11 protein-coding genes and 1 tRNA gene are annotated in these 14,047 nt (G+C 40.7%); 7 read left to right on the top strand and 5 right to left on the bottom strand.

The window, feature by feature from the left end; genetic code table 11:
• Positions 1 to 86: 86 nt before the first annotated feature.
• Positions 87 to 410, bottom strand: a complete 324-nt coding sequence (locus tag H6A28_RS10630) for a DUF3467 domain-containing protein (protein WP_007559395.1) — start codon at positions 408 to 410, stop codon at positions 87 to 89.
• Positions 411 to 589: 179 nt separating this feature from the next.
• On the opposite strand from H6A28_RS10630, the gene H6A28_RS10625 reads away from it, so the two are divergent.
• Positions 590 to 1,576, top strand: a complete 987-nt coding sequence (locus H6A28_RS10625; RefSeq protein WP_204480239.1) for a glycoside hydrolase family 43 protein — start codon at positions 590 to 592, stop codon at positions 1,574 to 1,576.
• A 54-nt stretch (positions 1,577 to 1,630) separates the two neighbouring features.
• Here H6A28_RS10625 and H6A28_RS10620 read toward each other — a convergent pair whose 3' ends face one another.
• Genes H6A28_RS10620 through H6A28_RS10605 form a run of 4 tightly spaced genes read right to left on the bottom strand, consistent with a single transcriptional unit; the run spans position 1,631 to position 7,768 of the window.
• Positions 1,631 to 3,520: a DEAD/DEAH box helicase gene (locus H6A28_RS10620; protein WP_204476592.1), complete on the bottom strand. Its 1,890-nt coding sequence runs from the start codon at positions 3,518 to 3,520 to the stop codon at positions 1,631 to 1,633.
• A gap of 59 nt (positions 3,521 to 3,579) precedes the next feature.
• Positions 3,580 to 4,512 (bottom strand): bifunctional riboflavin kinase/FAD synthetase, encoded by a 933-nt coding sequence (locus H6A28_RS10615; RefSeq protein ID WP_204480238.1) that lies wholly within the window; start codon positions 4,510 to 4,512, stop codon positions 3,580 to 3,582.
• Positions 4,513 to 4,516: 4 nt separating this feature from the next.
• The gene (locus H6A28_RS10610) at positions 4,517 to 5,137 is read right to left on the bottom strand and encodes an HAD family hydrolase (RefSeq protein ID WP_204476588.1); all 621 of its coding nucleotides are present in this window, start codon (positions 5,135 to 5,137) and stop codon (positions 4,517 to 4,519) included.
• Complete coding sequence (locus tag H6A28_RS10605) at positions 5,138 to 7,768, bottom strand: calcium-translocating P-type ATPase, PMCA-type (protein ID WP_204480236.1); 2,631 nt, start codon at positions 7,766 to 7,768, stop codon at positions 5,138 to 5,140.
• 159 nt (positions 7,769 to 7,927) lie between these two features.
• Here H6A28_RS10605 and H6A28_RS10600 point away from each other — a divergent pair.
• From H6A28_RS10600 to H6A28_RS10575, 6 genes are all read left to right on the top strand, one after another.
• Positions 7,928 to 8,001 (top strand) — tRNA-Ile (locus H6A28_RS10600).
• A gap of 153 nt (positions 8,002 to 8,154) precedes the next feature.
• Positions 8,155 to 9,231: a hypothetical protein gene (locus H6A28_RS10595; protein WP_204480229.1), complete on the top strand. Its 1,077-nt coding sequence runs from the start codon at positions 8,155 to 8,157 to the stop codon at positions 9,229 to 9,231.
• Between the two features lie 523 nt (positions 9,232 to 9,754).
• On the top strand, positions 9,755 to 10,777 hold the full coding sequence (locus tag H6A28_RS10590) for a DUF3871 family protein (RefSeq protein WP_204480227.1): 1,023 nt from the start codon (positions 9,755 to 9,757) through the stop codon (positions 10,775 to 10,777).
• A gap of 328 nt (positions 10,778 to 11,105) precedes the next feature.
• Positions 11,106 to 11,693: a tyrosine-type recombinase/integrase gene (locus tag H6A28_RS10585; protein ID WP_204480225.1), complete on the top strand. Its 588-nt coding sequence runs from the start codon at positions 11,106 to 11,108 to the stop codon at positions 11,691 to 11,693.
• Between the two features lie 481 nt (positions 11,694 to 12,174).
• Entirely contained in the window at positions 12,175 to 12,963 is a 789-nt protein-coding gene (locus tag H6A28_RS10580; RefSeq protein ID WP_204480223.1) for a hypothetical protein, read from the top strand.
• A gap of 187 nt (positions 12,964 to 13,150) precedes the next feature.
• Positions 13,151 to 13,672 (top strand): hypothetical protein, encoded by a 522-nt coding sequence (locus tag H6A28_RS10575; RefSeq protein WP_204480222.1) that lies wholly within the window; start codon positions 13,151 to 13,153, stop codon positions 13,670 to 13,672.
• The last annotated feature ends 375 nt before the right edge of the window (positions 13,673 to 14,047 follow it).

The raw sequence follows: 14,047 nt of genomic DNA, 5'->3' as shown, positions 1-14,047 counted from the left end.
ATAGACAAACTGTTTTTCAAAAGAAAAAGGCTCATTCCCCGAAAAAAACGGGAAATGAGCCTTTTAATGCTATAATTTATATTTTTTTAAGCTTCTCCTTTGAAATCACTCAATGGTGGAACGAAGGTTTTGCCGCCTTGTGCCTGCTGTTCCGGCATCCGGATCTGACCAAAGTTCTGTTCATATTTGGTTACATTATCCTGCAATGCAAACATCAGACGCTTTGCATGTTCCGGAGTCATCACAATACGAGACTGTACACCTGCTTTCGGCAAACCCGGCATCACACGCACAAAGTCAAGAATGAATTCGGAACTTGAATGAGTAATGATTGCAAGATTTGCATAAGTACCTTGTGCCACTTCTTCTTTCAATTCTATCTGAAGCTGATTTTTGTTTTCGTTTTCCATAATGATTAAACTGTTTTAATAATTTACATGGCAAATGTAGAAAAAAAGTCGGAGTAAACTAATAAATCACACTTTTTTCTAACCAAAGGACCCACAATCCACTTCAAAAAGCTTTTTGTCCACCCTCCTTCCCCCGCGAGGAGATTATCTTTGCATACAAATCAATCTTTAATATAATCATGAAAAACTCATTCTTCAAACTGGGAGCCCTTGCGCTTACCGCTTTGGCCACACACTCTTCTATGCTACAGGCCGCAACACAAGACACGACTTTTGTAGCCACACAGAATCCCGTAGTTTCCTACAAATATTTGGGCGACCCGGCAGCCTTGGTGCATAACGGTACCGTATATATCTATGCCGGACATGACGAATGCCCAGCTCCCCAACAATACTATCTCATGAACGAGTGGTGCATTCTCTCCACACAGGACATGAAGACTTTCACAGAACATGCCTATACCCTGAAAGCCACTGATTTCAAATGGGCCAAAGGCGAAGCCTGGGCCAGCCAGGTCATCGAACGAAACGGAAAATTCTACTGGTATGTCACCGTGGAACATGCCACTATCCCCGGGAAGTCTATCGGAGTGGCCGTTGCCGATTCTCCTCTTGGTCCTTTCAAGGACGCACGCGGCAGCGCGCTGATTACCAACGACATGACCACTAAATACACCTCCATTTCCTGGGACGACATAGACCCTACCGTTTTCATCGATGACGACGGACAAGCCTATCTTTTTTGGGGAAACACACAATGTTACTATGCCAAATTAAAAGACAATATGACAGAACTTGAGGGCCCTATCCAGCCCATCAACCTTCCCCGATACACTGAAGCACCCTGGGTTCACAAACATGGCGACTGGTACTACCTGTCTTTTGCGTCAGAATTCCCGGAGAAAATCTGTTACGCCATGAGCAAAAGCATTCAGGGGCCATGGATTTACAAAGGCATCCTCAACGAAATAGCCGGCAATTCCAATACGAATCACCAGGCCATCATCGATTTCAAAGGAAAATCATACTTCATTTATCACAATGGAGCTATCAACCCAAACGGATGCGGATTCAGAAGATCAATCTGCATCGACCCTCTTTTCTATCAGAAAGACGGAAGCATCAAACGTATACAAATGACCACAGAGGGAGTCTTTAATAAATAAAAAAACTCCGGAGGGGAAGCTTTCTCCTCCGGAGCTTATCCATTATTTTTTCCGTTATTTTTTCCGTTTGCTGCGTTTCGCCCAACCCTCCTCCGAGAAATCGGGTTCTTCTCCGCGAAGCGGTTGATTGTCCTGCTGAAAAAATTGTTTCCAGTCGTCTTTCTTTTTCGGGCCACGAGGATTGACATACCCTCTTTCTGCCCTACTCGGCTTCTTCGGCCTTTCGGCCTTCTCCACTTTATCGGCTTTCTTTTCAACCGCTACTTTCTTTTTCTTTCCACCTTTGTCGCTCTTTCCGGTATTTTCACCTGCAACCTCCACGCAAACCTTACGTCCACCATTCAACACCACCTTGTTCAAGGCCTTTATCACCTGAGGAGCCTGTTCCTGAAGGACCTCAAAGAACGAAAAGTTCTGCATCAGGTCGATACGGCCAATTTGAATGCGTTCCTTTCTCAGGTTACGGTTTACCAGATCGATAATCTGATTTGTGTAAAAGCCATCTGTCTTCCCCAGATTCAGGAACAAACGTGTATATCCTTTTTCAGCCTTGCGGCCTACTTTTTCTTTATCCCCTCTACGAGATTCTTTCGTTTCCGACTTCTTCTCACTTGCTTTCGGCTGTTCGATTTCAGGCGCATTCTTGTAATAGTCCAAGAAGCGGTTGAATTCCAAAGATACCACACGCTTGATCAGGTCTTCCTTATCCAACCAGTCCAGCTTCCGATAGATGTTCGGCAGGAAAGTAGCAATTTCCTCCTCATCCACTTTCACCTTTTCGATGTCATCAATCACTTTAATCAGCTGTTGCTCGCAGATTTCCTTACCCGAAGGCAATACACTCACCTCAAATTTCTTTTTGATGATGTGTTCAATCTCCCGCATACGCCCCTTTTCACGCAGATTGATAATGGCGATTGAAATACCCGTCTTCCCGGCACGTCCCGTACGTCCGCTCCGGTGTGTATAACTTTCCGTATCATCCGGCAAGCCGTAATTAATTACATGGGTCAGGTCGTTCACATCCAGTCCACGCGCAGCCACATCGGTGGCTACCAGCAACTGCAGATGACGCTGGCGGAATTTCTGCATCACCAGGTCACGCTGGGCCTGACTCAGCTCACCATGCAGAGAATCTGCATTGTAGCCATCTTGAATCAGCTTATCCGCAATTTCCTGAGTTTCCTTTCTTGTCCGGCAGAAAATGATTCCATAAATCTGAGGATAAAAGTCCACCACCCGTTTCAGCGCCAGATACTTGTCCTTTGCATGGACGATATACGCCACATGATTCACATTTTTGCTACCTTCATTTTTTGTGCCTATCGTGATTTCTTTGGCATCATGAAGGTAAGTCTTCGCAATGCGGCTTATTTCCGGACTCATCGTAGCCGAGAACATCAAGGTGTTCCGGTCTTTCGGTATATTTTCAAGAATGGTATTGATACTGTCTGTAAAACCCATGTTCAACATCTCGTCCGCTTCATCCATTACGACATCACGGACAGTGTCCAACTGGGCCACCTTGCGCTCCATCAAATCAATCAAACGCCCCGGAGTAGCTACAATGATATGCACTCCTCTCTTCAGGCTACGAATCTGACTGTCAATCGAAGAGCCTCCGTATACAGGCAGAATCTTCAAATCGGTAATATACTTTGAATAATCAGTCAAGTCACCCGCAATCTGCAGGCAAAGTTCGCGTGTAGGACAAAGCACCAATGCTTGCGGAACACGATTTTCTACTTCAATCTTCTGGATCAGCGGCAGACCAAATGCGGCTGTTTTCCCGGTTCCGGTTTGTGCCAGAGCCACTACATCATTGCCGTTTCCCAGCAAATACGGGATTACTTCTTCTTGCACCGGCATGGGATTTTCATATCCCATTTCCTCGATGGCTTTACGTATTTCGGGCGAAACGCCAAGTTCTTCAAATGTCTTCATTCAATTCAACTATCTAATTTGCTGCAAAGATACGGACAATTCAAATGCAGCCCAACACTTTACCCTCTTTGGTTCAAAAGTTTTTTCACCGTTACCTTATCCCGTTGCAATTGCTCTGTCAAGGCTTCCACACTGTCAAATTTCACCTCCGGACGAATATAGTCTAAGAACTCTACCTTTACCAGCTTCTGATACAAATCGCCTGTAAAGTTCAAGATATGCACTTCAATGCTTGCCGGCCTTTCGTCCGTATTTACGGTAGGACAACTTCCAATGTTCAGCATGCCGCTGTAACATTCTTTTCCTATATACACATAAACAGCATACACTCCTGCCGCGGGCAACAATTTTTCTTCACACAAGGGCTGAATGTTGGCAGTCGGGAATCCGATGGTACGCCCTAACTTACGACCGTCCACCACCCGTCCGTTCAAATAATAATTATAACCCAGATAAGCATTCGCCCGATGAATGTCTCCTTCCAACAGGCACGACCGGATCAAGGTAGAACTGACAGACGCGCCATCCTCAATCAACGCTTTTGAGTGCATGACCCGCATTCCCAGTTCCTTTCCATACTCACAATACTGCTGGAAACCTTCATCCTGACCATGCCCGAAATGATGGTCATATCCCACAAACAGCGTCTGTACATGATACACCCGATGAAGAATCTCCATAAATTCCCGGGCTGAGAGCATGGACAATTCCTTGGTAAAAGGCAACAACACACAATAGTCGATGGGGGTATGTTCAAAACGCTCTATTTTTTGTGACAGACAAGTGAGCAGACGAGGACGATAATCTGTATCCAGCACTTGACGCGGATGACGCGAGAAAGTAATCAAACAGGAAGCAAGCCCTTCTGCCTTCGCAATCGTATAGACCTGTTCTATCAAAAACTGATGTCCTTTATGTACGCCATCAAAACAACCGATCGTTGCTACACATGCAGGAAGACTGACTGCCGTAGCCTCAGTTACTATTTCCATTTACTTATTCTATGATTTTTTGGAGTTGCATCTTCAGGTCGTCTCCCGGCGTGTAATGCAGCGTATGAATTCCGAGGGAAGCCGCTGCCCGACAATTTTCCATTGAATCGTCGACGAACAGACTTTCTTCCGCCTCTATTCCGGCAGTGTCGCATACCGTACGGAAAATTTCCACATCAGGTTTTGCCAGATGCATTTGGAAAGAAAGGAATATACGGGTAAAATAATCCTGCACCTGCATGCCTTTACAAGCAAACTTGCCAGTGCACACCTGCCAATGCAACTCATTGGTATTACTCAACAAAAACAAATTGTACTTTTTCCTCAAATCACACAGCAATTCGAGTTTATACGGCGGGATATCTTTCAACATGCTATTCCATATTCCGTCAATCTCACCATCTGTAAGCGAACAGGAAGTCCATTTACGGATTTCATCCCGGAACTGAGCCGTAGTCAGCAACCCACACTCATACTCCTTGAAGAATCCGGCTTCATTGGCCCCAGTGATCCACTTACGAACTTCATGCAGCCCGATTCGTTCCAGTCCATCCATGCACCGGGCCACATCCAAATTCAACAGCACACCTCCTAAATCAAATATGATATTTTTAAGTTGACTCATTTATTTATTCTTTTGCGCTACCCGCTTGATACCTCTCCAGATTTCACCAATCCACAATACCAAAGAAGTACCCGCAATAATATAAATCCATTCCATCACAGACAACGGTTCTGTACGAAATACCTTTCCACCAAAAGTCACAATAATCAACTGTCCTACCAGAATAATCAATGCCACTCCCAGCATACCCATTGCATGGCCGGCATCCTTAAAAATGGAATGATTAGTTCCAAACACACTGGCATTGAACAGGTTCCAGAACTGCAGCATCACGAAAATTGTAAAGAAGATAGTCAGATGATGCACGTCCATTCCACCCGGCATATTGTTGAAGACAGACAGCATTCCCATCAGAATAATCAGGAAAGCCACGCCCACTCCAAAAATATTTTTCCGCATGGCCGGTGTGATGATGAAATCAGTACGCTTACGGGGCTTTTCGTTCATGACATCCATGCTCGGAGCAATGGAAGCCAATGCCATGGCCGCAAACGTATCCATAATCAGGTTCACCCACAACATCTGGGTTACCGTCAAAGGAAGCGCAGTTCCCAAGAATGCCCCCAGCAACACGCTGAGCAACGCCACCACGTTAATGGTCAGCTGGAACACGATGAAACGCTGGATATTCTTATACAGCGAACGTCCCCACATCACCGCAGTAGCAATGCTGTGGAACGAGTCGTCCAACAAGGTAATATCACTGGCTTCTTTTGCGACAGAGGTACCTGTACCCATAGAAAGGCCGACCTGTGCATGATTCAATGCCGGTGCATCATTCGTTCCATCTCCGGTCACGGCTACCACTTCACCTTTCTGCTGGAGCAATTGTACCAGACGCTGTTTGTCCATCGGACGTGCGCGGCTCATGACCTTCAGGTCGACCACTCTGTCCAAAGCCTCTTCATCGCTCAAAGCTGCAAATTCTACTCCTGTGATGCGATTGCGTTCTGTATCTTCCGGAGTCCAAAGCCCAATCTGACGGGCAATTTCCGTAGCTGTTCCCGGGGTATCGCCTGTCACAATCTTTACACGAATACCTGCCGACTGACATTTCTTCACCGCTTCCGGTACATCCGGACGTATCGGGTCACTGATGGCAAAGATACCCAGGAAGGTCATTCCACCTTCTTTCACCAGTTCCGCACAATCTGTGGCAGCGCCTTCGGGTATCACTTTATAAGCCACACCTAAGGTACGCATTGCCTGGTTCTGGTAAGCCAGAAGCTGTTCGTTATAATGTGTTATCTGCTCCTCACCCAACGTGCATTTTCCCATCACGATTTCAGGAGCGCCCTTCACATACAGAATTCGTTCTTTCCGCACGGCAGAATCCACCAGCGTAGCCATGTATTTTCTTTCCGTAGAGAAAGTCAGCTGGCTGACCACCTTCGCTTGCTCTCTCAGGGTAATGTAGTTCTTTCCCTGTCCGTTCAGCCAGAGCAACAAAGCCACTTCCGTAGGATTTCCCACTCCCGACGGTTTTCCGTCTTCTTTTTCTTCCAGGAAAGCCGTCGAATTGGTGGCAATACCTTCAGCCACTACATCCTTCTGAGTTTCATCCAACTGCGCATCATACACCTGCATCAAGTTCTGCGTCAGCGTCCCAGTCTTATCTGTACAGATTACCGTAATAGCTCCCATGGTTTCACAGGCATGCATCTTACGCACCAGGTTATTGGTCTTCAACATACGCCGCATGTTCAAGGCCAGACTCAACGTCACACTCATCGGCAAGCCCTCGGGCACGGCTACCACAATCAAAGTTACGGCCATCATAAAGTATTTCAATACAATCTGTGCGATGACCAGCCACTGGTGCCAGTCGGTCACTTCCGTGACACTCAGATACGCATACAAATCTTTCGCCGTAAAGATGACAAACGTCAATATCGCAATGGTAAATCCCGCCTTTCCAATCAGATTAGCCAGTTTCGTGAGCTGCAAGTTCAAAGGAGTCTGTTCCTGACTCTGCTCAGTAGCCTGCCGGGCCACCTTACCGATTTCCGTCGCGTCACCGACTTTCTCCACCTGCATCACTCCATGTCCGTCGGTTACCGTTGTCCCACGCATCACCGTATTCGACGGATAAGTAGCTTCTTCATCAAAATGCGCTTCATCCGTCGTCTTGTTAACCATCAGTTCACCGGTCAGACTGGACTCATTCACTTGGAGTGATACGGCTTCCAGCAACGTTCCATCCGCCGGAATCTCATCGCCGGTATTCAGTATCACAATATCCCCAACTACAATATCCTTTTTAGGAATTTCATGTACCTTTCCGTTACGAATCACCATCACCGGAGTCTCTTCACCTACGGCATTCAATAAATCGAACTTCTTGTTAGCGTCATATTCAAAGTAGAAACCGATTCCCGTAGCCAGGAAAATGGCGAAAAAGATACCAATTGTCTCGGCATATTCATTTTCGATGATAGAAATCACCAACGAAAAAACAGCGGCTACCAGCAAGATTTTAATCACCGGATCTTGGAACTTTTCCAAGTAAAGTTTCCAAATAGAGGGACGTTTAGGAGGTGTCAGTAAGTTAGCACCATATTTTTGACGATTTTGAAGGACCTCCTGATCGGTTAGTCCCTTGAAATGAGAGTCATGCATATTTTGTGACATACGTCTAAAAATTAAAGATTAATACTTGCAAAAATACAATATATATTGAAAGCATCTTTTACATTAGTTTTTTTTATCATTTTTTTCTATCCAAATGTTGCAGGTTTCGCGTCAAACCATTACTTTTGTACTGCATTTCCAAACTTCTGTTTGGATTTTGGACTTGTAGCTCAGTTGGTTAGAGCAACAGACTCATAATCTGGAGGTCCCAGGTTCAAGCCCTGGCTGGTCCACGAATAAAAGAAGCGTTAATTGCATAAAATCAAGCAGTTAACGCTTTTCTTTTTGGCTTTTTATGACTTCTGCTATTGCTCTTGCAAGTAGTTTATATAATCCAAGCACAGCATTTGTTGACTAATTGTTGACTAATTAAATTAGAACGTAAAATGCTGACTATCAAATCAGAAATCAAAAGACAAGAACAGAAGTTGGATGGAACTTACAATGTTAAATTGAGATTCACCCTTGACCGTAAAGTAAAACGCTTATCAACAAGTCTATTTGTCTATTCTAAGGACTTGACCAAAGAGTTTAAAATCAAGCCGTCTTCCCCTATTAAACAAGATGTAGAAGCGTTGATTCGTAGTTATTATGAAAAATGTGCCAAACTTCAAATCGGACGGTTTAGAAGTGGAGTTTCCACAATACACCATATTGTGAATACCAACGAAAGCTATCCTATAAGAACAAAATCCGGCATAGTGGAATATCTCAAGGCAAGCAGGGACGCATATATAACGGTCAAACGGCTATATGACTGTGCAACCTCTTTGGAATCAAGAAACGCTTTCAAGGCAGCTTTGGATGTACTACCGTTCAACCGAATGCTAAAAGACGGCAGGATTGATTATTTCGCCATTGATAACTATGTGGATGAAGCATTGGTTAGGTCCTCATATAATAACATTGATTTGCTTATGGCACTTTATGGAAAAACAAGCCATTTCAAAACGGAAATATCCGATTCTCTATTTTATCCATTCGGCGACAGGGAACGGCTTACATTAGAGAACAAGAATACATCAATAAAGGAAAGCCGCAAAAAGTTGGTGGAGATTCTTGAATCTTTGAAAAACGACATGGATTCTCCTATTATTCAGACGCATATAAGAGAACTCCGCAGACTTGACCCTTTTATAGTAGAAGCCTATGAAACGATAGGAAAGGAAGTGATAGAGATAAACAATTACTCGCCGAAGAAAATCAAAGAAGCCATGATACTGAAACGCTATCGGGAAAAAACGACAGGTGTAGAGTTTGCTCAATTGTTAAAGAACTCCTTTCAAACAGGCAAATGCTATACATTAAAATATATAAAGGCTGAATTAGTCAGACTTTATAAGATGCTTGATATATCGCCCAAAGATACAATTACAGCACAAACTATTCGTGAGTTTTTCCAAGTAGAGAATTGCAAGCACAAAGGACAAAAGGCATTACGGCTAATAGAATCTCTTATATAAAAGACAAGGACTTTTTTCATTGACTGTCTATTTTATAAGGAGAATCAAAAAAAGGTACTCTCAACAAGAAATACTTACTTATATTTACTTTTACCCTATTCCTTAAATCCGCAGTTACTCACGATTGCGGATTTTTGAAGTTTATATCACTTACTCGCTTTTTACACTACCGGGACAGTTCATTAGATAGGAGTTAGATTCAATGTTTTTTACCCTATTAATAAATAGCTACCAAAATACTGATAAATATAGCAACACACAATTTCATTCTAAACTTAGCCAATTATAAGGAGAAAAGACGTTATCCTTTATTTCTGCCAAACAGGGCAAGCCATAAATAGCCATATCAACAGTTACATGCCTATACATTCCAAATATCCCCCTCCGCTTACTTTATTATCCCACTTCAAAAATTTAAGAGTGCCATATACAAGCGAGCAGACTACATCTTGTAGTCCCCCCACCCATATTTGAATAAAAACAAAGAATAAACTTAATCATTCACCATTCAAAAAATTCAAGTATGGAAAATTTGGTTTTATTGCCTGCTATGGCACAGAAAAGAAGTAGTAACTTCAATCAGTATGCAGAGGATGCAACAGTAATTTCAGAAGAAACTACAAAAGTGAAAAAAGTAAATCACTTTATAGAAGCTAACACTATGGAGATTGATTTACAGCATTTAAAGAATGACTGTATCGTTCCTGTATTCAGTAAGGATAACGAACTGACAATTTCGCACAATGCCTTTATTGAAACGGTTTGGGATGCTGCAAACTCATTCTTTACAGGTGAAACGATTGATAAACCGGACATTCGTGTTTCTCACATTGTCAAAGGCAGAATCCCTGAAGCGATTCATAAGCCTGCAAACCAACTTTTAGAAAGTGACAAAACACAATACTTTGAACGTATGATGTTTTGCTTTGAGATTCCAACTATTTATGAAACGATAGAGGGAAACACACTCACTCTTTCAGTTGGTGGTGTACGTGCTTATAATCACATGAATCTGTATTCTAAGAAAACTGTTGAAAAATTCAAGGTTTTTGTTGGATTCAAGAACATGGTTTGCTGCAATTTATGTGTTTCAACAGACGGATATTTAAGCAATTTGGAAGTTTCAAATACCTGTGATTTATATCGCTCTGTATTGGAAATGTTTCATGCCTATAACCCTGCAAAACACATTCACTTGATGCAAATGCTTGGGAATAGCTATCTGACTGAACATCAATTTGCACAAATTCTTGGAAAAATGCGTCTTTACCAATGTCTGCCACAAGGTTATCAAAAGAGTATTCCACGTTTGCTTATAACAGATACGCAAATAAACAGCGTGGCAAAGGCTTATATTCAAGATATGGATTTTGGTGGTTTTGGCAGTGACCTGTCTATGTGGAAATTTTATAATCTACTGACAGGCGCAAACAAGTCAAGCTATATAGATTCTTTCTTGGATAGAGCCTACAATGCAACAGAGATAGCACAAGGCATTAATGCGGCTTTGCATGGTGACGAACACTACAAATGGTTTATTGACTGATTTTACACATTGAGAGATATTCAGAAATGGGTATCTCTCATTTTTTATGAACACCTAAAATTCTAAGTTATGGACAAAAAAGAGAATCAAGACACAATGACAAAGGCCGGATGCGGATTTGTCATATTTGCAATATTGTTTATTCTGCTTTGTTGCATTAACCCTGTAATAACGGTTGCAGTATTTATGTTAGTGGTCATTCTGATTTCATGCGTTTATTGATTCACTAATAAAGAAAGTGAATGTTCCGTTCATATTCAATCATTTAGCAGACTTGAATACCTACAGGACATTCACTTTTGTTCTTTTACCCTTAAAAGTAAACATTATGAGTTTGAAATACAGTAATACAACGGCTGATTTCCTACAATGGGATGAAGCAATGAATCTAATTAGAAAATTGTTCAAGGATGGTGACTATAATATGAGTCTGCTTATAGCTTTGGGATGTTTCTTTGGTTTACGAATAAGCGATATTCTTTCTTTGCATTGGAATCAGATTCTAAATGTAAATGAGTTTACCATAATAGAAAGGAAAACAGGAAAGAAAAGGACTATCCGTATTAACCCACAACTGCAAAGACACATTTCAGACTGTTACAAGTCTATTAATCCAATAGGACGCAATGCACCTATATTAATCAGTCAGAAAGGTACAGTCTATTTAGTACAAAGGATAAACGTAATACTGAAAGAACTGAAAAAGAAATACAGGCTGCGTATAGTTAACTTTAGCTGTCATTCCCTTAGAAAAACTTTTGGCAGACAGGTTTATAATATGAATAGTGAAAACTCTGAATTGGCTTTAGTCAAGCTAATGGAGTTATTCAACCATTCAAGTGTTGCCATTACAAAAAGGTATCTTGGATTAAGGCAGGAAGAACTTTTGAATACATACGACTGTCTTAGCTTTTAAGCTTTCAGTAGGTAGGAAATTCAGAAATATTGCTTTTATATAGGCATAAATGAATTTTCTACCTAACTGATTTGCTGATAATAAGTAAAGTTCTTGCAACGCTAAACACTTTTATGTAATTTTGTGTCAATTTCAGTGACTTAATGCGTTAAGAAACTGAAAGGACATATAAACGAAAAGGGCGTTTAGCTAAATTATCCCTTGTTGGAATCTGGACAATTCTCGTCATGTGGATAATAGGCAGGAACGCCCACACCATAGCTATATACTTACCCCTCATAGGGTAAACTATATACTATCTTGGTGTGGGCTTTGCTTATTATACATGACGGGCAGTCCAGAACTCTTAGCAATAAGAGAGCCTCAACAAGATAATAAGTTAAAGTACCCACACCTTTTTTTGTATGTAAATTAAAGACTAATGTAAATTGCTTCTTCTGGGTATTGGTAGCACAAAATGTTTTTTCAAAATAATGCCTATATGGAATATCTTGGTCAATCACAACTATTAGGAAGACATCCATTAAATATAACATTCGAGCTGTCAAAAAACTTTTTTGAGAAAACTCTATGGGGAGAGGGACGTGTCATTGTACATTATGATACAGGAAAAGAGGAAAAAATAGGATGCCAAAAGGCTAATACATTATATTCATGGAAATCTTGTGCTGATTTTTTATCGGAATGTGTAGAATATAGAACTTCTTTACCTACAAAAATAGACTTATGGAGTTCTTTTGCTAAAGGACTTAGAGACACCTTGTGGAAAACTTATATATATCGTGAAAAGCAGATAAGTTTTAGAAATAGAGAATCTATTCATATATATAAGAACCATAACAATGGTAACCTGTTAAACAAAGGATTTACAGAAATTTTATCAGAAAATGTTTGCGATAATTTTACAAGCTATATGGAAATAGAAGTTCCTAATAGAGGCTCTCAATGGGATATAAGAGTAAATTTTGATTTTGGGAAAAATGGTGGTGAAAAAAAATCACTGACAAATATAATACAAGACATAACCTTAGATAAATGGATATATCTAATAATTGGTGATTATGCAATTGATTTCATTGACAACTGGATGCAATGTTTTGAGAGAAGAAATATAAATATTCACGGTATTGAATACACCGATATGATGGTGTTAGATATGTTCCAACTTGCAAGAGGTCGCAAATTTGCTTACAAATATGTAAAAGGCACTAACAGAACATGTATGAGGAATATATATGATGGCTATTTTGAATGGGAAGATGAGGAATAGATATTATTCTCCTTTTTCAATTATCAAGAATAGAAGAATATTAATATTTTAATATAACCGAACCTATACAATGAATAATTAAGAAACACATACGGATAATACTTTCTTATAAGAGGCTCTGTTGTATAGAAGAATACAAAAAATATTCTACTAATGGAATTATAATAAAATAATTAATACGCAACGAATGAAAGCTATACTTCTAATTCCTGCCATAATAATAGCTTTATTAGCTTACAGTATGGAACAAGGCAAGACAAAACAGGATTCCATTATTGATACCGCCATGCAAGTAGCAGATACTATTGGCACACGGAAAACACTTAATGAAATCCGTTTTGATGGTTGGGAAAGAAGCGAATGGTTGGATAATGAATATATCCGTACTTTGCGCAAATACTTAGATAATTACAATAATGGCTTAGTCAGTAACCCTGCATTAGACCCTTATAAAGAACAGATAAAAGGTCAGTTTGTTGTTTATGATATTAACCCATACTTGTTAGGTGGTGCGCTTATTAGAATCACATTCCTTGATATGCCTGATAGAGTATTCAGCAGTTGGATATATAGTAACGTAGATGAAAAGAAAGAGATTGTAGAAAGCTATGAATTTCGCTCTATCAGCATAGAGGAAGAAACTACTGATATGACTAAAGAGGATATTCTTCAAGCTATAAAAGAAATGGAAGGACTAAAACTTTGGTAAAAGAGTTGTAGGGTAATTGAAAATTAGACGTGAAACATAGAGTACCTTTTTTGAAGATATTCAGTTTTATATGGAATGAATCTAAAAAGTCCTTTATCTTTGCAGTATGCAACAAATATATTCACTTTCTAATCATACATCACATGATTCCACAAGAATTTTACAAAAAACATTGTCCGCTCTATACTGCTGATTTCAAAACAGAAATATACGATTTAGTTCCTCAAATGTCAGCATATAAAATAGATCATTAGTGTCCCGTTAAAATGGGACGAGTTAAACAATTAATCAAAAAGCCCCGGAATCAGGGGATCATTTAGATCTTTGACATCATTGAAATTAGTCTTGTCGAACAGGTCACGCAAGTGGGTTTTG

The sequence above is a fragment of the Bacteroides mediterraneensis genome (assembly GCF_016900355.1).
In the GTDB taxonomy this organism is placed as follows: Bacteria; Bacteroidota; Bacteroidia; order Bacteroidales; family Bacteroidaceae; genus Phocaeicola.
The sequence above is the reverse complement of the archived record's forward strand: the minus strand, read 5'-3'. Positions and strand labels throughout refer to the sequence as shown.